Below are 21,470 nucleotides of genomic sequence, written 5' to 3'. Positions count from 1 at the left end.
AATTCATCGTTTATCATGCGCGGCTGGCCTTTGGGGCCGCCGGTTTCACGCCACGGAGACGAACGCTGTGTCCACGCCCGAGTTTTGCATCCGCCCGACGACGACGCCGGTTGTCACCCATGTACGCGACGAGATTCTGGACAACCCGGGATTCGGGCAGCATTTCACCGACCACATGGCGCACGTCCGTTGGACCGGGGCCAGCGGCTGGCACGGTGCCGAACTCCGGCCTTACGGGCCGTTGACGATGGATCCGGCCTCGCCGGTGCTGCATTACGCGCAGGAGATCTTCGAAGGGCTGAAGGCCTATCGTCACGCTGACGGATCCGTCTGGAGCTTTCGCCCAACGCGCAACGCGGCACGCTTTCGCCGGTCCGCCCGCCGGCTGGCCCTGCCGGAACTCGACGACCAAACATTCGTCGAATCGATCCGCGTCCTTGTCCAACAAGACAGTGCCTGGGTGCCCACCCCGCGCGACGAACGCGAGGAATGCAGCCTCTATATCCGGCCGTTCATGATCGCGAACGGCCGTTTTCTGGGCGTGAAGCCGGCCGCGGAAGTGGATTACTACGTTATCGCCTCGCCTGCCGCGTCCTACTTCAAGGGCGCCGGCAAGCCGATCTCCATCTGGCTGTCGTCGCATTACAATCGCGCCGCCCCCGGCGGCACGGGCGCGGCCAAGTGCGGCGGCAATTACGCCGCCTCGCTGGTCGCCCAGCAGGAAGCGATCGACCACGGCTGCGAGCAGGTCGCGTTTCTCGATGCCGCGGAAAACAAGTGGGTCGAGGAACTGGGCGGGATGAACCTGTTCTTCGTCTACCGCGACGGCCGTCTGGTCACGCCCGCCCTGACCGGCACCATTCTCGAGGGCGTGACGCGCGATTCGGTGCTCACGCTGGCCAGGGAAATCGGCCTGCAGCCCGAAGAGCGCGCCATCAGCATCGACGAATGGCGTGAGGGGGTGAACAGCGGTGAGATCAGCGAGGTCTTCGCCTGCGGCACCGCCGCCGTGATCACGACCATCGGCGCGTTGATGAGCGAACAAGACACCATCGGCGACCCCGAGCGCGGCAACGGCGAAGTCGCCCAGCGGCTGCGCAAGGCCCTGCTTGACCTGCAGTACGGCCGCACCGAGGACAAATACGACTGGCTCACGCGTCTGGCCTGATCGCGCCATCGCCCCGGTCGTCGACCGCCGGGGCGATCTCATCATCCCGCGCGAGGGCCGGCACGGTGTCGTTCGCGCGATGGGTGTCGAGGCCTCGTTGCGTATCCCGCAAGGCGCGGCGACGCAGCGTATCCGATCACGCGGCGACAGACCGCCGCAGGTCGAAGCCGAGCGTCATCCCATGGCCGTGATCCATGGCAGCCGGGATCGGCCGAGCGCACCGTTCACGCTCGCCACATCGCGCTTCTTGCCACGGCGGTCGGCCGGAATTCGTATCCGGCGCCACAGTCGTTTCGGCTCAATATTACGAAAATAAAACGAAAAATAAACGGAACGCGCACACATTACCCCCCAGTATTGCGCACCCAGCACGCTCGGGAGGACCGTCATGACCCATGCGAAGCGCGATACGTCACGCCCGTCGCCCCGTCGCAGCGCCGGCAAGGGCACGCATCGAATCTATCCCGACGAGAACTCGATGCAGAACGCCGATCTCATCACGCGTCTGCGGGCGCGCCGGCTGACGCCGCGGGTACTATTGGCCTACGTCGCCGCGGTGGGGCTGTTGCTGTTCGCCGCGCCCTGGCCGCCAACGTTTGCGTTGGGCAGCGTGATCGTGGGTCTCGGGCTGCTGTTGCGCATCTGGACCTTCGGCCATCTGCGCAAGAACCAGAACGTCATCACGACCGGGCCGTATGCGCACACGCGCAATCCGGCGTACGTGGGCTCGGCGCTCGTCATGACCGGCCTGTTCATCGCGGCCGGCAACCCCTACGACTATCAGGGGCTCGCCATCTGGATGGCCGGGATCGCGGGGCTGTATGTGTTTTTCAGGCACTACATGCCGCGCAAGTATCGTCGCGAGTACGGCAAGCTACGCGAGCTGTTCGGGCCCGCCGTGGATGAACACGCGGCCCACGTGCCGAATTTCTTCCCCCGGCTGACGCCCTGGCGCAGTGGCGACACCCAGCGTTTCTCCTGGGCCTGCGTGCGCGCGAACCACGAGCTGATCTGGCCGGTGGCCGGAATCGTGGCGCTGATCATCATCGGGCTCGGCTGAAGCCGGAAGTCGCAGCGCCGAAAGCCGCCCTGGCCGAACGGCCGACAGGGGCGCGGCCCTTGCCCCGTAGGTTCGGCGCCGCCGGATCCCGGCGACCGTTAGGGGCAACGCCCCGCGGTCGGTCTCGCGATCATGTTCGGTGTGCTGGCCGCGCCGCCGATGACGAACCGGTTCACCCGTTCCTGTACTGGGCGACGCCGCGCATCGGCGTTGATCTCGATCAACAGCGCCATGGCGCGACGGCGATAACGTCGATGTCGGATTTTGTCTCTCCAGAGGATGACGACATGACGCAGATGATGAACGCCGCTGTGGTGCGCACCTTCGGCCAGCCGCTAACGCTCGACGAAATTCCGATTCCGGAACCCGGCCCGAACGAGGTGCTGGTCAAGATCATGGCCAGCGGCATCTGCCATACCGATCTGCACGCGGCCAACGGCGACTGGCCGGTCAAGCCCACGCCCCCGTTCGTGCCGGGCCATGAAGGCGCCGGCATCGTCGCTCGCGTGGGCCCGGGCGTGACGCATCTCAAGGAAGGCGACGCCGTTGGCATTGCCTGGCTGCACGACGCCTGCGGACGCTGTGAACACTGCATCACCGGCTGGGAGACGCTGTGCGAAACCCAGAACATGAGCGGCTACACGGTCAACGGCAGCTTCGCCGAATACGCCATCGGCCACGCCGACTACGTCGCGCGCCTGCCGGACAACGTCGATTTTCTTTCCATCGCCCCCGTTCTCTGCGCCGGCATCACCACCTACAAGGGCCTGAAGGAAACCGAGGCCAAACCGGGCGAATGGGTGGCCATCTCCGGCGTTGGCGGGCTCGGCCATGTCGCGATCCAGTACGCCAAGGCGATGGGGCTGCACGTGGTCGCGCTCGACGTGACCGCCGACAAGCTCGCCCTGGCGCGCGATCTGGGCGCGGATGTTGCGGTCGATGCCACCGAGGCCACGGCCGTCGAGCAGGTCATCGATGAAACCGGCGGCGGCGCGCATGGCGTGCTGGTGACCGCGGTGTCGGTGCCGGCCTTCAACCAGGCCTTGTCGCTGGTCCGGCGGCGCGGCACCATTGCCCTGAACGGTCTGCCGCCGGGCGAGTTCAACACGCCGATTTTCGACGTCGTGCTCAAGCGTCTCACGATTCGCGGCTCAATCGTCGGCACCCGCAAGGACATGGCCGAGGCACTGTCCTTCGCGGCGGATGGCCACGTGCGCCCGCATATCCATGAAACGCGACTGGAAAGCATCAACGATGTGTTCGCCGACCTTGCCGCCGGCACGGTCGATGGGCGTATGGTCATTCGCATGTAGCACAGGGCTCCCATCCTGAAACCCAGCCAGGAGGATGCGATATGCGCGCCATGGTTCTCGATGCGCCCGGCCGGCCGCTCCGCCTCGACCACGCACGCGCCCGGCCCGAACCCGGTGCCGGCGAGTTGCTGATCCGGGTGCATGCCTGCGGGGTCTGCCGCACCGACCTGCATGTCGTCGACGGCGAGTTGCCCGAGCCCGCCGCCGCACTCGTGCCCGGACACGAAATCGTCGGCACGGTCGCGGCTGTTGGCGATGGCGTGGCCGACATCGGCATCGGCACCCGTGTCGGCGTGCCCTGGCTCGGCTGGACCTGCGGCGAGTGTACGTTCTGTTTGAGCGGGCGGGAGAATCTTTGCGACCGCGCGCGCTTCACCGGCTATCAGATCGATGGCGGGTACGCCGATTATGTCGTCGCCAACGCCGGCTTCTGCTTCCCCATTCCGGCGGTATTCAGCGACCAGGCCGCTGCGCCGCTGCTCTGCGCCGGGCTGATCGGCTATCGGGCCTGGCGTATGGCCGACAAGGCCCGGAATATCGGCTTCTACGGCTTCGGCGCGGCGGCCCATATCGCGATCCAGGTGGCGCAGTTTCATGGTCAGAACGTCTATGCCTTTACCCGCCCGGGCGACGCCGCGGGCCAGGATTTTGCCCGCGGGCTCGGTGCCGTCTGGGCCGGCGACTCGGAAACACAGCCGCCCGAAAAACTCGACGCCGCGCTGATCTTTGCCCCGGTCGGCGCCCTCGTACCCGCCGCGCTCGCCGCGACCAACAAGGGCGGCGTAGTGGTCTGCGCCGGCATCCACATGAGCGACATCCCGAGCTTCGCCTATCGCCTGCTCTGGGAGGAGCGCACGCTGCGCTCGGTCGCCAACCTGACACGCCGCGACGGCGAGGAATTCTTCGAACTCGCGGGCCGGATCCCGATCCAGACCACGACCACGGCCTATGACCTGACGCAGGCGAACGAGGCCTTGAACGCGCTGCGAGACGGGCGGCTCGAAGGCGCCGCCGTCCTGCTCACCAATGGCCACGACGCCCAGGATCCACGCGCGGAGGAATCGCGATCATGACCACGGACGATAGCCTCGACCACCATGACGGCCTCGACGCCCGCGCGACACAGCAGCAGGTGATCGATGCCCTCTGCTCGCCGGCATGCTATGCGCACCCCGTGGATACGGTGGTGCGCATAGACACCCATATTTCGACACTGCTGCTGGCCGGCGACTATGTCTACAAGATCAAGAAGGCACTGAAACTGGCGTTCGTGGACTACAGCACGCTGGCGCGGCGGCGCGCCTGCTGCGAGGCCGAAATTCGGCTGAATCGGCGGTTCGCGCCCGACCTCTATCTCGGCTGCGTGGCGATACGCGACGGCGACGACGGGCCCGGCTTTCGCGGTGACGGGCCGGTGCTCGAATATGCGGTCCAGATGGCGCGATTCGCCCCGGAAGCCCAGGGCGACGCCTGTGCGCGAGCCGGACGGATCACCGCTGAAGCCGTGGACGGTCTCGCCGCCACCATTGCCCGCTACCACGAAAACGCCCCGACCGGCCCGCCCGAAACCCGCTACGGCAGCGCGGACTCGATCATGGCCGCCGCGCGGGCCAACCTCGACGAGCTCGCCGCGCTGCTCGATCCGGCCGCCGACCCCGCATTCGCGTCATTGAACACCTGGCTGCGCGACTCCTTCGCCGACGCGGCGCCCGAACTCGCGCACCGCCGGGCCGACGGTTTCGTGCGCGAATGCCATGGCGACATGCATCTGGCCAACCTGATCTTCCGGGCCGGGCGCTGGGAGGCCTTCGACTGCGTCGAGTTCGACCCCGCATTGCGCTGGCTCGACGTCATGGACGACATGGCGTTCACGCTCATGGATCTGCATGCCCACGGTCTGGCCGAAGCCAGGCATCGGTTTCTCAACCACTATCTCGAGATCACCGGCGATTACGACGGGCTGGCCGTGTTGCGTCCCTACCTCGTACATCGCGCGCTGGTGCGCGCGAAGGTAGCGCGACTCACCAGCGACAGCCCCGATCACGATCAGCCACGCTATCTCGACACCGGGCATGCACTGTCGATGGAGCGGCCGCGGCTCGTCATCACCCACGGCGTCTCCGGTTCCGGCAAGAGCTGGGCGGCGCAACGCGTGGCCGAGCATTTCGGCTACATCCGCATTCGCTCGGACATCGAGCGCAAGCGCATGCACGGGATTTGCCCGCTCACCCACCCGGCCGACGCGCCCGGCCACGGCCTGTACGACGCGCAGACCTCGGCGGCCACCTACCAGCGCCTGTTCGCACTCGCACAGGCGGCGCTGCGCGGTGGATGGCCGGTCATTCTCGACGCCACCTTTCTCGATCGCGATCAACGACAGGCCGCGCGCGATGTCGCCCACGAAGCGGGCTGCCCGTTTCATATCCTCGACATGGATGTGTCGCCGGAAACCGCGCGTCGCCGTATACAGGCCCGCGGCACGTCGGATGCCTCCGATGCCGATGCGCGCATTCTGGACCATCAACTCGCCAACTATCGCCCGCTGGCGCGGCACGAGCGCGAAGACGCCCTGTGTACCTCGGGCGCATTCAGCGAATTGAGCGCGCTATTCGAGTCGCTCGAAGCCCGGGCCAGCGCTTGATCGACGCCGGCAGCTCAAGCGTCGCCGTCGGCTGCGATCAGGCGCTCGCAGTGACGTGCGATCTGCTGTTCCTCGTCGGTCGGGATCACCCAGGCGCGCACCGCACTGTCGTGGGTGCTGATCCGCAACGCATCGGCGGCATTCGCGGCGCGATCGATTGCCACGCCCAGCCAAGCCAGCGCAGCGAGGATTCGGTCGCGGATCGGCCCCGCATGCTCGCCGATCCCGCCCGTGAACACCAGCGCATCGACACCGCCGAGCGCTGCCGCCATGGCACCGATCTCGCACACGCAGCGATGAACGAACAACGCAACCGCTTCGGCCGCTTGCGGTGTGTCGCTGGCCAATAGCGCTCGCATGTCGTCGCTCAAGCCCGACACACCCAGCAGGCCCGAACGGTTATAAAGCATATCGTCGATATCGCCCACTGACTGCCCCGCCTGCTGCAGCAAGTACAGCAGAACGCCGGCATCCAGCGCGCCGCAGCGCGTGCCCATCGGCAGACCGTCGAGCGTACTGAAGCCCATCGACGTGGCCACACTGCGGCCAGCGTCCAGCGCGCACAGGCTCGCGCCGTGCCCCAGATGCGCCACGATCACGCGTCCCCGGGCCGCCGCCGGATCGATCGCGTGCAGACGGCCGACGATGTATTCGTATGACAGACCGTGAAAACCGTAGCGCCGGACCCCCTGCTCGAACCAGTGTCGCGGCAATGCGAATCGTTGCGCCACCATCGGCTGGCTGCGATGAAACGCGGTATCGAAGCACGCAACCTGTGCCAGCCGGGGATGAAGGCGCGCGATGGTGCGGATACCGGCCAGGTTATGCGGTTGGTGCTGGGGCGCCAGCGGCACCAGCGTTTCCAGCGCGGCCAAGCTGGCGGAATCGATGCGCACCGGCGCGGCAAAGCGCGTTCCGCCATGCACCACGCGGTGGCCGACCGCCGTCAGGGCCGCCCCACCGGCGCTGTCTTCGCATGTGGCCAGCACCCGTTCGAGCGCCGCGGGGAGACGTTCGGGGCCATCGGGCAGATCCGTTTCCCGGCGCAACCGTCCCTGGGCATCGCACAAGTGCAGGCGGGCGGGAGTGTCGTGATAGTCGACGAATGCGCGCAGATGACGCACCAGCGCCCCGCCGCGGACACGGCCGAACAGCGCCATCTTCAGCGACGACGAGCCCGCATTGACGACCAGATAGCTCACGCGCGACTGCCGGCGGTACCGCGCCGACGACACACCGGGGCGGCCATTCGCGCCGCCCATTGACGCACGTCAACGCCCGGCGAATGCACACGGCCTATCGTTGGATTTTCGCACCAGGTAGAGCGTCCCATGCAATCACTTCCTCATCATTATAACGTCCATGCCCGGGGTTCGGCGGAAGGCGAGATTCGCCTCGGCGCCGATGGGCTGCCCGAACTCGCGGCCACCGCGCCGCCGGAATTCGATGGCCCGGCCGGCTACTGGTCGCCCGAGACCCTGTTGATGGCCGCCGTGGCCGGCTGTTTCGTGCTCACGTTCCGCAGCGTTGCGCGCGCCTCCAGGCTCGATTGGGCGCGCGTCGAGTGCGACGTCCACGGCGTGCTCGAACGCCACGAGGGCCGCAACCATTTTTCGCGCCTCACCGTGAACCCGCATGTGGTGGTCCGCAACGCGGCCGACGAGCGCCTGGCGCGTCAGTGTCTGGACAAGGCCGAAACAGCCTGTCTGGTCACCAATTCGCTGACCGCCGACATCCAGCTCGAGCCGCGTATCGAGGTGATCGAAAACGCCTGATCGGCCACAGTACCCACATCCGCGGGCGCCCATCACGCCGCGCGATCCGGCGCGGCGTGATCAGCCAATACCTTGATCGCCTGGACCATCCGGGTCAGCACCGCGCTACCGCGAGTCGAATCACCAAGTCACCTTTCGGGCCGGTACAGAAATCACGATCGATCATGCCGCGTACCCGCGGTGAGACCTTGATTTCAGTCAAGTCATGCCGTGCCCGATCGCCCCCGCCGGCGCGACGCGCCAACGGAGGCCGCACGCGTGGCGATTCCAGCGACTCAGACGATTAGGGGCGACCGATGCCGGGACTGATTACCACGTGGCCTCCAGTGCGACCGCCGGTGCCTGAACGCGGTGTTGTGGCGCCCGCACCCCGCGGGGATCAATCGCCCCGGGCCGGGCGCCCCGACACGCCGTCATCGATTGCGTGTGGCGCCGACGATAAAAAATCATGGATTGCGATAGTATCGGAGTTGCGGTGCGGAAAAGTTTTGATCCAGATCACAAGTCCATTTCCCAGAACGCCTACATTCGACACATATTCATCGTCTCGCAGGGCTCAGGCCCAGGAGAAGTCAGATGTCGATTCCCCGAATGGCTACGGTCTCCGATCGCCCCACCACGGCCGAGCCGAGCCGCCCCTGGCCGCGGCCGACGGGGCGCACCACGGCCGCGCACGGCAAGTGTGTGGCCTGCATCTTCAAGCCGCACTGCCTGCCCGCCGATCTCGACGACAACAGCCTCAGCACCTTCGAGCACCAGATATGGCGGTACTCGCGCCCGGTGAAAGCGGGCCAGACGCTCGTTCATCAGGGCGATGCAATCGATTCGCTCTATGCTTTGCGGGTCGGCTCACTGAAGGCCTATATCGATGAGGCCGACGGCACCGAGCGGGTCATGGCCTTCCGGTTCCCCGGTGCCATCATCGGCCTTGCCGAACCGTACCAGAAGCAATGGGCGCGCAGCTTTGCGGCCCTCGAGGACAGCTGGCTGTGCCGCATCCCCTTGAACGCAATACACGATTCGCTGCAGCGCCAGTTGATTCGGCTGATGAGCGACTGTCTGCGGCGTGAGTACGAGTCGCACCTCACCCTGGCGCTGACCAGCGGCAGCCGAAGAGTGGTGTCGTTCCTGCTGGAGCTGAGCGCCATATTCAAGGCGTTGGGCCAGTCGCCGGTACATCTGCGCCTGCCCATGACCTATCTCGATGCCGCCAGCTATCTGGGCATGCGACATGAGTCGCTCTCGCGCACGCTTTCCCAACTACAGAAACAGGGCCTGATCCGGAAAAGCGGCAAGGAGATTCATATCGACGATCTGCCCGGGTTGAACCGCCTCAAGAACGACGATGCCCTCGTGCCCGCCGCCGACCGCTTCATCACAAAGCCGAAGCCTGCCGGCGGTTCATCCGGGGCCGACCCGGGCCGCGCCAATACCCGGCGACGTCGCATCGTCTGATATCCGGCGCACGCGACCCCCGGGCTCAGGAGTCGTCGTCGTCCGTCCGTTCCAACAGACGGTGGCCATTGAAGGCATTCACCCATGGCGGTTGCGCTTGGTTGTCGCCTTCCGGGTCGAGTCCCTGCAGCCGCTCGGCAAATGCCTGCAGCAGGGCCTCGCTCTGCGGCAGCGCCTCCAGCAGGTAATGCCCCGTGCGGCCATGCGCAGCGAACAGCCTGATCAGTGCGGCGAGTTCGCGGCACGACGACTCGGCCCGCCTCGCCGACACATACGCCTGCAGACGCTGCCGGCGCTGCAGGATGTGCTGTTGCTGGCGCCGCAGACGCAGCCATCGATGCCGATGAACGGGTGACGCCGTGGACGGCTGCGGTTCAAGCAACGCCGTTTCGGCCGACAAGTAGGCGTCCGCCCGGACGCTGAATACCCGGAGACGCTCGCCCGCGCGCGGCCATTCCGACGCTTCGATCGCCGTCTGCATCTCCTTGAGCAGCGACACGCAGTAATGATTACCAAGCATCGCCAGAACTGAAAAAGAGGTCATCGATGGATTTCATCATGGAACATTCGATTATTTTTGCGCTCCGGGACGCGGATCTCATTGACTTCGCTCAATAATCGGTCGTCTATGCCCGTATTTCGGACACTCGATCAACGGTCGCAGGTAATCGGCACATCCGGCATCCCGTCAAGCGCGTAGCCCCCGCCCGCAAGCATACGCGCCCGCAGCCAACGGTCGCGCAAGACGCTACACCGGCGGCGCCGCTTAGTACGTCTCGGACCAGCCCTCGGTGGCGCATCGTGTCAGGCGTGCCGGATCCGTAAGGGTCACGTTTTTGACTCGCACGGTGAGCATTCCCGCCGTCTGCAAACGGCGAAAGGCGCGGGATACGGTTTCCTGGGTCAAACCCAGATAGTTGGCAATCTCGGCACGCGACATCGGCAGCCGCAGCACGGTCGCGGCGCGACCATTGCGGCCCAGCCGACAGCTGAAACTCAGCAGCAGGATGGCAAGGCGTTCTATCGAGCGTCGCTGGTTGACGACCAGCAAGAGCTGCTCGTGTTGTGCCAGGGCACGACCGACCAGATCCACGAACGCATCGCGCAAGGCTGGTGCCTGGTGCATCGCTTCCTGCAGGCGGTGCAGCGGGAGGACGCGGACCCGGCTGGCGGTCACCGCGCTGGCCATACAGACGTGTTCACGTCGGGGCAGCGCATCCAGCCCTACCAGCTCGGTGGGAAAATGAAATCCGGTGATTTGTTCGCGCCCTTCATTATCGACAATGACGGTTTTGAGCAGCCCGTACGTGACGCAGTACAAGGCGTGCATGCCGTGGCCCTGGCGGAACAGCGTTTCGCCGCGGACCAATTGACGCTCGCGCCACACTTCGTCGCCCAGCTGAGGCAGCGCAAGCGGGGACAGCGAATGCGGCAGGCAGAGCTCATGGATGCTGGCGTTGCGGCTGTAATGCAGCAAGTCGGCAACGCGCAAACCCGGGTCGGATGCATGCTCGGTCATGCCTCAGCACGCCACTAGCGTGGGCACCATCATGTTGCGCATCAGCGCCCGGCTCGTGGCGCCGACCACCAGTTTGCGCAGCCTGGCGTGTCCGTATGCCCCCATGCAGAGCAGATCCCCGCCCTTGTCCGCGACCACGGAAAGCAGTACCTCACTGACTTCCAACGCACCCGCCGCAACCGTCGTGATCGAGGCCTCGACCCGATGGCGCGCGAGATACGATCCGATGTCATCGCCGGTCACGGGGGCGACGGTTCCGGGCCGGCGCGGTGTTTCGGTCACGATGACGATATCAACGGCTCGGGCATGAACCAGCAGGGGCAATGCCGCACAGACCATGCGCGCCGATTCAGCTGATGCATTCCATGCCAGCACTACGCGGCTGCCCACGCGGGAAAACCGATCCGCACGCGGGACAACCAGCACGGGACGCCCGGACAGCAGCGCGATGTTTACCGGCGCGTCGTAGCCGGCATACCGCGGGCTGTCGTTCGGATCGAACTGCCGGGTCAGGATGAGATCCGAGTAAAGCCCTTCCTGCGCGATGGTATCGATCCACGACCCGGTTGCGGAAAACCGGCGCCAGGCCACATCCGGATATTGCTGCGCCAGCGCCTCGAACTCATCCATCGCCGCGACGCCACGGGCCGCGGCACGGCTCGGGTTGTTGACGTCGGGCGCGCCGGGATTCACGGCCGTAACCTGGGCGTGATGCTCACGCGCCAGCAACAGCGCATATTCACATACGGCCGCCCGTTCGCGGCGACTGCTCACGTCCAGCAGAATATGGGTGTAATTCATCATCGTCCCGCCCTCGATTCCGGGGCCGCGTCACAGGCCCCGCATTCATCCGCAGGCGTCGACCGCGAGCGGATCTCATGAAAAATAGCGAACAGGGCCGCACCACTCGCCCGTCGGCACGCAACACGCCCGCGACCTGCGATATCCCGGCCCGCCGGGGTCAAGATTAAACGGACCCGGTCAGGCATGCACGCCGGGCCGGGCACGATGGCCCGCCACGTCCCCCGGCCTTCCACGCATGCGCTGTAACGCCGCCGTAACTAGACTGAACGAGCCGCCGAATCAGGACGTTGACCCCGGTCAACTGCGGCGGTCACGCCGAACGGGCAACCGCGCCCATGCCCGCACCGGCCACCCGCCGCCCCGAGCGGTGTAAGCCGGATGGCATAATTGCCGCGTGGCACTTACTAATCCGTTCATAAGTAGAACCTCATATGATAGGTTCTGTGATCATGAGCACGAAGCGCAGCAATGACGGCCGCCATCTGGACGCGCAGTCGAAAGAGGCGATTCGGTTGCGGGCCGTGGATCAAATCGCGCAAGGCGAAAGTCCGGAGGCGATGGCCGAGGCGTTGGGAGTGAATCGCCGGACCGTGTATCGGTGGCTGGAACGCGCCCATCACGGGGGGCGAGAGGCGCTCTACAATCGCGCGAAATCGGGTCGGCCGACCAAGTTCACTGCAGCCGACCTACAGTGGCTGTCCGGCGCCTTGCGGGACAGTGACCCGCGTCAGTATCGCTTTGCGTTTGCTTTGTGGACGCGCGACATCGTGCGGGAATTGCTGCGTCGCGAGCGTGGGGTACGGGTTTCGGCCGTGACGGTGGGCCGCGTACTCCGCCGCTTGGGTTTTACGCCGCAGCGCCCGCTACGCCGGGCCTGGCAGCAATCACCCGAGGCGGTCGCCGAATGGAAGCAGACGGTCTATCCGGAGATTCGACGGCGCGCCCAACGCGAGCGTGCGCGGATTTATTTTGCCGATGAATCCGGGGTGCGCTCGGATTATCACGCCGGCACGACCTGGGCGCCGACAGGCGAAACGCCGATTGTTGAAGCCACCGGAGCGCGCTTTTCGATCAACCTCGTGTCGGCGATCAGTCCCGGCGGCTCGCTGCGTTTCCAGCTCGTCGAGGGCACGGTCACGGCCGAGGTCTTTGCCGGATTCATCCAGCGCCTGGCCGCCGATACGGCGGCGGACGAAAAAGTCTTTCTCATCGTCGATGGCCATCCCACGCATCGCGCCAAGCGCGTCCGACGGACGCTGGAGGCCCTCGACGGCCGCGTCGAGTTGTTCTTCCTGCCGGGCTATTCGCCCGAGCTCAATCCGGATGAGCAGGTGTGGGGGTATGTGAAGAGTCGGCTGGGTCGCGGTGCTATCGCGAGCAAGGACGAACTCAAGATGCAGGCGCGATCGCTCCTGCATTCCCTGCAAAAACTGCCCGACAAGGTCGCTGCGTTTTTCCGTCACCCCGAATGCCAATACGCAAGGTGACGTGGCTTTACTTTTGAACGGGTTAGTATGACATAAGTCATAAAAAACGACGCGGGCGTGGTTAACATCGGTGTCCTAGATCAACCACTTCGGCTCCAAGCATGCACGCGTCGACCCGGAAGCCGACATGTCGCCGGCGCCGCGCGGGCCGGATCGAACGGCCGTCGGCGCGCACCCGCTAGTGGCCCACCCTCGTCGAAACGCCAATTGCCATGCGTGCGCGTTCAAGTCGGGCTGCCTGCCGGCCGAGCTCGAGGGCCAGCACCTGGCCCGCTTTGAACAGGCAGTCGGGCGCCCACAGCACCCGCTGCGCGCCGGCCAGATACTGGTGCGCCAGGGGGACCCGATCGATACCCTGTATACCCTGCGCGCCGGAGCCATGAAGGCTTTTTTCGACGCCGCCGATGGTACCGAGCGCGTGATGGCCTTTCGCTTCCCGGGGGCGATCATCGGCCTGGCCGAGGCCTATCAAACGCACTGGTCGCGAAGTCTTTCCGCCCTGGAAGACTCACGGCTGTGTCACATCCCGCTGCATGCGATCGACAATGTCCTTCAGCGCCAGTTGATGCATTTGATGAGCGAGTGCCTGCGGCGTGAATACGAGGCGCATCTCACGCTTGCCCTGAACAGCAGCGCGCGAAAAGTCATTGCATTTCTGCTCGGTCTGAGCGCGGTATTCAGCGCCCGCGGGCAATCGGCCGTTGATCTGCGGCTGCCCATGACCTACCTCGATATCGCCAGCCATCTCGGCATGCGTCATGAATCCCTTTCACGCACGCTCTCGCAACTCGAACAACAGGGCCTTATTCAAAAAAGCGGCAGAACCATCCGTCTGAGCGACATCGACCGGCTGCGCCGGATCAAACACGATATGGAAGCACCGTGATCAGGATGGCGATGCGCTCCAGCGATACCCGCCGCCCGGGGGCTTTTTTAGTTGTACTTGTGCCAATAGTAGGAGCGCTCGCCGCCGGGGCTGGCCTCGATCCGCGTACCGGCACGGCCCACAAGCAATAGATCCGCATCGTTGAGGCGCCCGATCGCCGCGAAGCCACCGGTCTCGCGAACAAACGTCTGGGCTGCCGCGATCTTCGGCGCCATGGAACCATCCGCAAACGCAATATCGTCAAGCGCGTCGGCGCCGACGCGGCGCAGGCGGCGGGCCTGCGGGGTGCCGAAATCGGTCTGGACCGCATCGATATCCGTGAGCATCAATAACGCGTCGGCTTTAAGCTGCCGGGCAAGCAGGGCGCTGGTCGCATCCTTGTCGATGACCGCCTCGACGCCGCCGTAGCGATCATCCTCACGTCGCACGACCGGGATCCCCCCGCCGCCGGCGCAGATCGGGATCATGCGATGCCTGAGCAGCAGGCCGACCGCGTCCAGCTCCAGAATGCGCCGCGGCGCCGGCGACGGGACCACCCGCCGATACGACGCCCCATCGGCGGCAATGCGCCAGCCGTGCCGGACGGACAAGGCGTCTGCCTCGTCGCGGCTATAGACCGGACCAATCGGCTTAGAGGGCGTTGCGAATGCGGCGTCATGCCGATCCACTTCCACCTGGGTCAGCAACGTCACCACGCGACGATTCAGCGGCAGTACGTTGGCCAGTTCCTGCTCCAGCAGATAGCCGATCATGCCCTCGGATTCGGCCCCCAGGACATCGAGCGGATACGCCTCGCCCGCCTTGTAGGCGTCGTTTTGCAACGCCAGCAGTCCGACCTGGGGCCCGTTGCCATGCGCGATCACCAGCTCGTGACCGGCGGCCACGATGGGCAGCAGCGCTTCGGCCGCCACCCGGGCATTCTCGCGTTGATTTTCGGCACTCAACGGCTGCCCGCGCCGCAGTAGCGCATTCCCGCCGAGTGCGGCCACGACCCGCATCTCAACGCCCCAGCGTGGCGATCATGATCGCCTTGATTGTATGCAACCGGTTCTCGGCCTGATCGAATACGATGGACTGCCCGGATTCGAAGACCTCGTCGGTGATCTCCATCGCCTCGAGACCGTGGGTCTGAAAGATCTTCTCGCCGTAGGTGGTCTCGCGATTATGGAATGCCGGCAGGCAGTGCATGACGCCTACGGCCTGGTTGGCGGTCAGATCGAGCATCCGGCGATTGATCTGGTACGGCTGCAGCAACTCGATCCGCGCGGCCCAGGCCTGTTCCGGCTCGCCCATCGAAACCCATACATCGGTGTAGAGAAAATCCACGCCGGCCACGGCCTCGCTCACGTCATCGCTGACCCGAATGCGCGCGCCGGTGTGCTCGGCGAGCTCGCGGCAGTATGCCAGGTGCTCGGCGGCCGGCTGGCGCGCGGCCGGTGCCGCGATATGACAACCCATGCCGAGCTTGGCGGCGCACACCATGAGCGAGATGGCGACGTTGTTGTGGCCGTCGCCGACGAAGCAGAAGGTGATGTCCTTGAGCGGCTTGTCGCTGTGCTCGCGCATGGTCAGGAAATCGGCGAGCACCTGGGTCGGATGGAAGTCGGCGGTCAGCCCGTTCCACACCGGCACGCCGGCATACGCTGCCAGTTCCTCGACGACGTTCTGGCCGAAACCGCGGTACTCGATGGCATCGAACATGCGCCCGAGTACCCGCGCGGTGTCCTTGATGCTTTCCTTGACGCCCATATGCGACCCGCTCGGGCCAAGATAGGTCACATGCGCGCCCTGGTCGTGGGCCGCGACCTCGAAAGCGCAACGCGTACGGGTGCTGTCCTTTTCGAACAGCAACGCGATATTGCGACCGAGCAGCCGCGGCTGCTCGGTGCCGGCGGCCTTGGCCGCCTTCAACTCGCGCGACAGATCGAGCAGATAGCCGATCTCGGCCGGGCTGAAATCCTTGAGGGTGAGAAAACTGCGGTTGCAGAGATTGAAGGGCATGATCGGATTCCTTGGGAACAGGCGTACTAGACAGGATCGCGCTCGAGCGGGCAGCTCATGCAGTGCGCCCCGCCCCGCCCGCGCGACAGCTCGAAGCCGGGGATGGTGATCACCTCGACGCCGGCCTTGCGCAGCTGGGTATTGCTGTAGACATTGCGGTCGTAGGCGACGACCACGCCGGGCGCGATGGCAAGTACGTTGTTACCGTCGTCCCATTGCTCGCGTTCGGCTTCGTATTCGTCGCCGCCGGTGGCGATCACGCGCAGCGTCCTGACCCCGAGCGCATCCGTCACCGCGTCGAGGAAGCTGGCCTCGGGGCGCAGATCGAGCGTGCCTTCGCGCTCGCCGGGGCGCAGGCTCCAGGTCCGGAACGACTCCACGGCGGCGGGAAACATCGTCGCCGCATCGCGGTCGAGCAATGTGAATACCGTATCCAGGTGCATGGCCGCACGCGCCTTGGGGAACGCGGCAGCGATCACGCGCTCGGCCCCGCCGCGGGCGAACAGATTCAGCGCCAGCGCTTCGACCGCCTGGGGCGTCGTGCGCTCGCCCATACCGACGAGCACTGTGCCCTGGCCGATGGGCATCACGTCGCCGCCCTCGATGGTCTGGCCGTCGTAGCTGCGTGCCTCGTCACCAAACCAGAACTGGAACGGCTGATCGCGGAACAGTGGGTGGAAGCGATAGATCGCCTGGTAATTGAGTGTTTCGCGGCGCCGCGCCGGCTTGGCCATCGGGTTCACCGAGACCCCGCCGTAGATCCAGCAGGAAGTATCGCGCGTAAACAGATGATTAGGCAGCGGCGGTAGGATGAAGTCGTGGCCATCCATGACTTCGGTCGTCAGGCCCGTACCGCTAAACGGGCTCTCGGCGCGGGCGAGACCGCCGATGAGCAAGTCAGTCAGTTCCCGGGCCGGCAGCTCGGCGAGATAGGCCCGCACTTCGGCGCACAGCGCCACGCCGATATTGCCGGGCGTAATCGCGCGCTCGAGCAACCAATGCCGGGCCTCCGCATCCTCGAGGGTCTCGGTGAGCAGGTGCTGGAGATAAAACACTTCGACGTCGCGCTCACGCAGCGAATCCACGAACACATCGTGCTCCTCGCGGGCGCGTTTGACCCAGAGCACATCGTCGAACAACAGGGCTTCGCGGTTACCCGGCGTCAGCCGGCGCAAACTCAGATCGGGACGATGGACCAGCACGCGCCGCAGCGTGCCGACTTCGGAATGGGTGCCCAACTGGCTCATGATCTAACTCCTCGGAACGGACAAACGTCGACGCGCACGGCGGCCCGCCGTATCGATGCCGGGTAGACGGCGCCCACCGACGCCGACGCGGCTCATTCGTGCACCACATAGGTGTACAGCCGCGTGCGGCCATCGTCTTCGGCAACCGCATAAAGTCCCTGGATTTCGTTGGCGAAACCGGGGAAACGATTGGCCGCGGCCTCGAACACACGGAAATAATCGAGCATCGGGCGGGCGGCTTCGTCATAGCGCTCGCCGGGCACGATCACGCCGATGCCCGGCGGATAGACCAGCGCGAGCGTGGCCGCGATACGGCCCTCGATCTCGTCGATCGGCAGAAAATCGACGTCGTTTGCAATCAGGCGGTCGGTCGCCTGCTTGGGCGTGAGCGCGATCTCGGGAAAATGGGCAACACGGAACTGTTCACGTTGCAGGCTGGCGGTATCGGCATCGCGATAGAACGCATGCATTTCGGCGCACAAATCGCGCAAGCCGAGACCGGCGTAGCGTGCGCCGTGCACCGCCACGAATGCCGGAATCACCGCGTCCAGCGGCGCATTGGCATCATGCAGCCGTTTGAAGGCGACCAGCGCACTCAACAACGTACCGGCCTTGCTCGCCTCCAGGCCCGGCGTCAGCAGGAACAACAGACTGTTGAGATCGTTCTTCTCGGGCACGATGCCCTGCTCGCGCAGATACTGCGCCACCACCGGGGCAGCAATACCGTGCTCGGCGTAGGCGCCGGTGGCCGGATTCAATCCCGGCGTGAGCAAGGTGAGCTTGTTCGGATCGGTCATCGCATAGCCCGGCACGAGATGGCCGAAGCCGTGCCAGTCCGCCCCGGGGGCGAGCGCCCAGCAGGCCGGGTCGCTGGCCAGCCGATCGGTGTCGATGTCCTCCCAGGCCGTTTCGCCGTCAATGGCTTCCTCGGTACCCGACTGCGACAACCGCAGCCGATCCGGCACGAAGGGATCGAAGAACCAGCGTTTCGTCCGATCGGATTCGGTTGCCTCGTAGTGGCGCTTGAGCTGACGGATCTTCTTGCGTAGCTCGATGCCCAGGTGAATGGTTTCGTCCCAGAGCACCTGACCGGAACGCCCCTTCATCATCTGCGCGCCGACATCCAGCGAGGCGAACAAGGGATAGTAGGGCGACGTCGAGGCATGCAGCATGTACATCTCGTTGAAGCGCCGATGCTCGATGCAGCGTTTCTGGCCCGCGATATGCGCGTCGCGCACATGAATCTGCGACGCCTGCGAGAACCCGGCGAGCTGCTTGTGGGTCGACTGCGTGGCGATGATGCCGGGCTGCTTGTCGCCCAGGGATTCCAGCCCCATCGCGAAATGACCCGCAAACAGCGGGTGGAATTTCATGAAACCGGCCCAGGCTTCGTCGAAAAGAATGTAGTCGCAAAGCGGGCCCAGTTTTTCCAGGATCATCTGCGCGTTGTAGATGCTGCCGTCGTAACTGCATTGTTCGATCACGGCGACGCGGAACGGCCGCTCGCGATCGGCGATCGAGGCATCGGCGACCAGCGGATTGCGGCGAATCGACTCGCGGATGCGGTTTTCATCCAGTGCGTCGTGATCGATCGGCCCGATCAGGCCGTAGCCGTTGCGCTGGGTCGGCAGATAGACCGGAATGCCGCCGACCAACACCAGCGCGCCGTGGTGGGCCGACTTGTGGTTGTTGCGATCGAACAGCACCAGATCGTCGCGGCCGACCAGGGCGCTGAGCACGATCTTGTTCGACGTCGAGGTGCCGTTGAGCACGAAGTAGGTACGGTCGGCCCCGAAGATCTTCGCTGCCTCGCGCTGGGCTGCCAGCGCCGGGCCTTCGTGGGTGAGTAGATCGCCGAGTTCGACCACCGAGTTGTCCAGGTCGTTGCGGAAGATCGCTTCGCCGAAATGTTCGACGAACACCCGCCCGATGTGGCTTTTGCTGTAGAACACCCCGCCGTTGTGCCCCGGGCAGGTCCAGACCTGGTTACCCTGTGCCGCGTAATCGACCATCGCGCCAAAGAACGGCGTCTTGAGCGATTCCGCATAGCTATGCAGGTGGCGCGCCAGGTTCTCGGCAATGAACCCCGGCGAATCCTCGGACAGGAAGATATAGCCGGTTACCCGATCGAGCGTGGCCTCCGAAATCGCGGCCAACTGCATGCGCTCTGTCAGCAGAAAAATCGGGCATTCGAGCCCCCGTTCGCGCACCCAGGCCACCAGGGCGTCCGTATGCTCGGTATCGCCCTGCTCATCCCACTGCAGGACGAGACAGCCGAATGAGGCGTTGCTGCGGATGAGAAAACGCGTTTCCTCAACCGAGGCCGCCCGATCCACCTCATAACCGAGTTCCTGGATCGCGTCCACGATCCGTTGCAGGTGGCGTCGTTCGGCTGTGTCTCGGCCGCCGTCGGCGCCGTAGAACAGAAACTGGAACAGATGATCGTAGGACATCGGGGCGGCCTCAATGGCAGACATGGAATTGCGGATCAGTGAGGGCGCGGCCGTACTCAGCCGATGCCGACTGTGCCGGTGACGATCAACGCCAGCGCGACCACGGCCACCCCCACCAGGCCGATGCTGGCTGCCTTCTCGCGGCGATTGAACACGGGCATATCCGGGGTATTGTGACGACGGGTGTACCAGTACACCGGGATGCCGAGGGCGAAGATGATGGTCGACAACAGAATGAACTGCGGGCCGGCCGCGTACAGCATCCACACGGCGTAGACCGTGCCGAGGATGCCGCTGATCAGCGCCGGGCGCCGATGTTCGTGACCGTGGGCCTCGGCAAAAGCCGGCGTACGCGCATAGCGCCACAGATAGGCGGTGCTCGCCAAATAGGGCGGCAACACCATCACGCCGGTGATCGCCACCAGCCACAGCCACGCGTTATGCGCAAACAGCACCACGAACATCGTGGCCTGCATTACCGCCGAGGAAAGCCACAGCGACGGCGCCGGCGAATGATGCCGGTTCTCATGCCCCAGCGCCGCCGGGAACACACCATCCTTGGCGCCCTCGAACGGCAGTTCGGCCACCATGATGGTCCAGGCCAGCCAGCAGCTCAGCAGCGAAACCAGCACGGAAAGAATCATGGCGAAGGCTCCCCAGTTGCCCACGGCCTGCTTGAGCACATAAGCGGTTGAGGGGCCCTTCAGAGCGGCCAGTTCCGGCTGCGACAACAGCGCGAACGGCAGTACCGACACCAGAAAATACAGAAGCAGGCAAAGGATGAGCCCAATGAAGGTCGCCCGGCCGACCTCCTCTTTGTTCTGGGCACGGCCGGAGACCACAACGGCGCCCTCGATACCGATGAACACCCAGAGCGTGACCATCATCGTGCTCTTGACCTGTGTCAGCAGGTTGCCGAGATGTAGCTGGCGTCCCCAGATGTCGCTGGAAAACTGGGCATTATTAAAGAATACGACCAGGATCACGATAAAGGCGATGATCGGCACGATCTTGGTCGCTGTCGCGATCGCGTTGAGGAACGCCGCGCGCTTGACACCCAACAACACCACGAAGTGCATGGCCCAGATCAAAAGCGACCCACCGATAATCGCCGGCCAGCCGGTGGCCACGTTCGGAAAGTAGTAGCCGAATGTCTGCATCACGAGCACGGCAAAGGCCACGTTGCCAAAGGCCGCGCTGAGCCAGTAGCCCCAGGCCATCTGAAAGCCGGCGAAACGCCCGAAACCTTCGCGCGCGTAGGTATAAATACCGGCCTCCAGGTCCGGGCGCTTGTCGGCCAGGGTGCGGAAGGTATTGGCAAGGAAGAACATGCCGACGCCAGTCACAACCCAGGCGATGACCACCGCCATCAGCGACGCCCCGACCGCCATGTTCTGCGGCAGGTTAAATACCCCGCCACCAATCATGGCGCCCACTACCATGCCGACCAGGCTGATCAGGCCGACCTTGCGGCCGATCGGCTGTTCCGCCGCGACCACTTTATCCTCGACTATCGCACTCATGCGTCCAACCTCCGCGTGGCCGTTTTCGGCCTCGAAAATTTGTTAACCCCCAGCAAACCGGGCCACCGATGAGAAGACCCGGTTCGAAAACAAAGATAGAGGGCTTTGCCGGTCGCCGAATTGACCGCCGTCAACTCC

At 65.0% G+C, this 21,470-nt stretch carries 19 protein-coding genes; 9 read left to right on the top strand and 10 right to left on the bottom strand.

The window, feature by feature from the left end; genetic code table 11:
• Positions 1-67: 67 nt before the first annotated feature.
• Both SALB1_RS14675 and SALB1_RS14665 read left to right on the top strand, forming a co-directional pair.
• Positions 68-1,168 (top strand): branched-chain amino acid aminotransferase, encoded by a 1,101-nt coding sequence (locus SALB1_RS14675; RefSeq protein ID WP_109994527.1) that lies wholly within the window; start codon positions 68-70, stop codon positions 1,166-1,168.
• Positions 1,169-1,556: 388 nt separating this feature from the next.
• Positions 1,557-2,228 carry an isoprenylcysteine carboxylmethyltransferase family protein gene (locus tag SALB1_RS14665; protein ID WP_109994525.1) on the top strand — a complete coding sequence of 224 codons (672 nt, stop codon included), beginning with the start codon at positions 1,557-1,559 and terminating at the stop codon, positions 2,226-2,228.
• Positions 2,229-2,326: 98 nt separating this feature from the next.
• Here SALB1_RS14665 and SALB1_RS19605 read toward each other — a convergent pair whose 3' ends face one another.
• A complete protein-coding gene (locus SALB1_RS19605) occupies positions 2,327-2,461 on the bottom strand; it encodes a hypothetical protein (RefSeq protein ID WP_255414417.1) in 135 nt (44 codons plus the stop codon).
• Between the two features lie 54 nt (positions 2,462-2,515).
• Here SALB1_RS19605 and adhP point away from each other — a divergent pair, with 54 nt between their 5' ends.
• The 3 genes from adhP to SALB1_RS14650 are packed head-to-tail and all read left to right on the top strand — an operon-like array spanning position 2,516 to position 6,182.
• Positions 2,516-3,541, top strand: coding sequence for an alcohol dehydrogenase AdhP (gene adhP, locus SALB1_RS14660; protein ID WP_109994524.1), 1,026 nt, complete (start codon positions 2,516-2,518; stop codon positions 3,539-3,541).
• Positions 3,542-3,582: 41 nt separating this feature from the next.
• Complete coding sequence (locus tag SALB1_RS14655) at positions 3,583-4,614, top strand: zinc-dependent alcohol dehydrogenase family protein (protein ID WP_109994523.1); 1,032 nt, start codon at positions 3,583-3,585, stop codon at positions 4,612-4,614.
• Positions 4,611-6,182 carry a bifunctional aminoglycoside phosphotransferase/ATP-binding protein gene (locus tag SALB1_RS14650; protein WP_109994522.1) on the top strand — a complete coding sequence of 524 codons (1,572 nt, stop codon included), beginning with the start codon at positions 4,611-4,613 and terminating at the stop codon, positions 6,180-6,182. Before SALB1_RS14655 ends, SALB1_RS14650 begins: the two co-directional genes overlap by 4 nt.
• 14 nt (positions 6,183-6,196) lie before the next feature.
• On the opposite strand, the gene SALB1_RS14645 is transcribed toward SALB1_RS14650, so the two are convergent.
• Entirely contained in the window at positions 6,197-7,384 is a 1,188-nt protein-coding gene (locus tag SALB1_RS14645) for an acetate/propionate family kinase (RefSeq protein ID WP_255414416.1), read from the bottom strand.
• A 129-nt stretch (positions 7,385-7,513) separates the two neighbouring features.
• Here SALB1_RS14645 and SALB1_RS14640 point away from each other — a divergent pair, with 129 nt between their 5' ends.
• Together SALB1_RS14640 and SALB1_RS14635 are read left to right on the top strand one after the other, a co-directional pair.
• Positions 7,514-7,957: an OsmC family protein gene (locus tag SALB1_RS14640; RefSeq protein ID WP_109994520.1), complete on the top strand. Its 444-nt coding sequence runs from the start codon at positions 7,514-7,516 to the stop codon at positions 7,955-7,957.
• A 576-nt stretch (positions 7,958-8,533) separates the two neighbouring features.
• Positions 8,534-9,412: a helix-turn-helix domain-containing protein gene (locus SALB1_RS14635; protein ID WP_109994519.1), complete on the top strand. Its 879-nt coding sequence runs from the start codon at positions 8,534-8,536 to the stop codon at positions 9,410-9,412.
• A gap of 25 nt (positions 9,413-9,437) precedes the next feature.
• Here SALB1_RS14635 and SALB1_RS14630 read toward each other — a convergent pair whose 3' ends face one another.
• From SALB1_RS14630 to SALB1_RS14620, 3 genes are all read right to left on the bottom strand, one after another.
• Positions 9,438-9,911, bottom strand: a complete 474-nt coding sequence (locus SALB1_RS14630) for a hypothetical protein (protein WP_145961335.1) — start codon at positions 9,909-9,911, stop codon at positions 9,438-9,440.
• Positions 9,912-10,178: 267 nt separating this feature from the next.
• Complete coding sequence (locus SALB1_RS14625; RefSeq protein ID WP_109994517.1) at positions 10,179-10,931, bottom strand: helix-turn-helix domain-containing protein; 753 nt, start codon at positions 10,929-10,931, stop codon at positions 10,179-10,181.
• A 3-nt stretch (positions 10,932-10,934) separates the two neighbouring features.
• Positions 10,935-11,732, bottom strand: a complete 798-nt coding sequence (locus SALB1_RS14620; RefSeq protein ID WP_158590758.1) for a universal stress protein — start codon at positions 11,730-11,732, stop codon at positions 10,935-10,937.
• 452 nt (positions 11,733-12,184) lie between these two features.
• On the opposite strand from SALB1_RS14620, the gene SALB1_RS14615 reads away from it, so the two are divergent.
• Both SALB1_RS14615 and SALB1_RS14610 read left to right on the top strand, forming a co-directional pair.
• A complete protein-coding gene (locus SALB1_RS14615) occupies positions 12,185-13,222 on the top strand; it encodes an IS630 family transposase (RefSeq protein ID WP_109993068.1) in 1,038 nt (345 codons plus the stop codon).
• A 127-nt stretch (positions 13,223-13,349) separates the two neighbouring features.
• Positions 13,350-14,108, top strand: coding sequence for a Crp/Fnr family transcriptional regulator (locus SALB1_RS14610; RefSeq protein WP_109994515.1), 759 nt, complete (start codon positions 13,350-13,352; stop codon positions 14,106-14,108).
• Between the two features lie 47 nt (positions 14,109-14,155).
• On the opposite strand, the gene arcC is transcribed toward SALB1_RS14610, so the two are convergent.
• The 5 genes from arcC to SALB1_RS14585 all read right to left on the bottom strand — a co-directional run bounded on the left by arcC (position 14,156) and on the right by SALB1_RS14585 (position 21,332).
• Complete coding sequence (gene arcC / locus SALB1_RS14605; protein WP_109994514.1) at positions 14,156-15,106, bottom strand: carbamate kinase; 951 nt, start codon at positions 15,104-15,106, stop codon at positions 14,156-14,158.
• 1 nt (position 15,107) lies between these two features.
• The gene (argF, locus tag SALB1_RS14600) at positions 15,108-16,109 is read right to left on the bottom strand and encodes an ornithine carbamoyltransferase (RefSeq protein ID WP_109994513.1); all 1,002 of its coding nucleotides are present in this window, start codon (positions 16,107-16,109) and stop codon (positions 15,108-15,110) included.
• Between the two features lie 26 nt (positions 16,110-16,135).
• The gene (gene arcA, locus SALB1_RS14595) at positions 16,136-17,356 is read right to left on the bottom strand and encodes an arginine deiminase (protein ID WP_109994512.1); all 1,221 of its coding nucleotides are present in this window, start codon (positions 17,354-17,356) and stop codon (positions 16,136-16,138) included.
• Positions 17,357-17,448: 92 nt separating this feature from the next.
• Positions 17,449-19,809, bottom strand: a complete 2,361-nt coding sequence (locus SALB1_RS14590; protein WP_109994511.1) for an Orn/Lys/Arg decarboxylase N-terminal domain-containing protein — start codon at positions 19,807-19,809, stop codon at positions 17,449-17,451.
• Between the two features lie 56 nt (positions 19,810-19,865).
• The gene (locus tag SALB1_RS14585; RefSeq protein ID WP_109994510.1) at positions 19,866-21,332 is read right to left on the bottom strand and encodes a basic amino acid/polyamine antiporter; all 1,467 of its coding nucleotides are present in this window, start codon (positions 21,330-21,332) and stop codon (positions 19,866-19,868) included.
• Between the last annotated feature and the right edge of the window lie 138 nt (positions 21,333-21,470).

Source organism: Salinisphaera sp. LB1, assembly GCF_003177035.1.
Classification (GTDB): Bacteria; Pseudomonadota; Gammaproteobacteria; order Nevskiales; family Salinisphaeraceae; genus Salinisphaera.
Note: the sequence above shows the minus strand (reverse complement) of the source record. Positions and strands in the feature narration are given on the sequence as shown.

What these genes read in the sequence shown, in the direction of transcription:
- SALB1_RS14640 (WP_109994520.1), top strand. Translation starts at nt 7,514, where the DNA reads ATGCAATCACTTCCTCATCATTATAACGTCCATGCCCGGGGTTCGGCG.
- SALB1_RS14620 (WP_158590758.1), bottom strand. Translation starts at nt 11,732, where the DNA reads ATGAATTACACCCATATTCTGCTGGACGTGAGCAGTCGCCGCGAACGG.
- SALB1_RS14655 (WP_109994523.1), top strand. Translation starts at nt 3,583, where the DNA reads ATGCGCGCCATGGTTCTCGATGCGCCCGGCCGGCCGCTCCGCCTCGAC.
- SALB1_RS14585 (WP_109994510.1), bottom strand. Translation starts at nt 21,332, where the DNA reads ATGAGTGCGATAGTCGAGGATAAAGTGGTCGCGGCGGAACAGCCGATC.
- SALB1_RS14635 (WP_109994519.1), top strand. Translation starts at nt 8,534, where the DNA reads ATGTCGATTCCCCGAATGGCTACGGTCTCCGATCGCCCCACCACGGCC.
- argF (WP_109994513.1), bottom strand. Translation starts at nt 16,109, where the DNA reads ATGCCCTTCAATCTCTGCAACCGCAGTTTTCTCACCCTCAAGGATTTC.
- adhP (WP_109994524.1), top strand. Translation starts at nt 2,516, where the DNA reads ATGACGCAGATGATGAACGCCGCTGTGGTGCGCACCTTCGGCCAGCCG.
- SALB1_RS14590 (WP_109994511.1), bottom strand. Translation starts at nt 19,809, where the DNA reads ATGTCCTACGATCATCTGTTCCAGTTTCTGTTCTACGGCGCCGACGGC.
- SALB1_RS19605 (WP_255414417.1), bottom strand. Translation starts at nt 2,461, where the DNA reads ATGGCGCTGTTGATCGAGATCAACGCCGATGCGCGGCGTCGCCCAGTA.
- SALB1_RS14650 (WP_109994522.1), top strand. Translation starts at nt 4,611, where the DNA reads ATGACCACGGACGATAGCCTCGACCACCATGACGGCCTCGACGCCCGC.
- SALB1_RS14610 (WP_109994515.1), top strand. Translation starts at nt 13,350, where the DNA reads ATGTCGCCGGCGCCGCGCGGGCCGGATCGAACGGCCGTCGGCGCGCAC.
- arcC (WP_109994514.1), bottom strand. Translation starts at nt 15,106, where the DNA reads ATGCGGGTCGTGGCCGCACTCGGCGGGAATGCGCTACTGCGGCGCGGG.
- arcA (WP_109994512.1), bottom strand. Translation starts at nt 17,356, where the DNA reads ATGAGCCAGTTGGGCACCCATTCCGAAGTCGGCACGCTGCGGCGCGTG.
- SALB1_RS14615 (WP_109993068.1), top strand. Translation starts at nt 12,185, where the DNA reads ATGAGCACGAAGCGCAGCAATGACGGCCGCCATCTGGACGCGCAGTCG.
- SALB1_RS14665 (WP_109994525.1), top strand. Translation starts at nt 1,557, where the DNA reads ATGACCCATGCGAAGCGCGATACGTCACGCCCGTCGCCCCGTCGCAGC.
- SALB1_RS14625 (WP_109994517.1), bottom strand. Translation starts at nt 10,931, where the DNA reads ATGACCGAGCATGCATCCGACCCGGGTTTGCGCGTTGCCGACTTGCTG.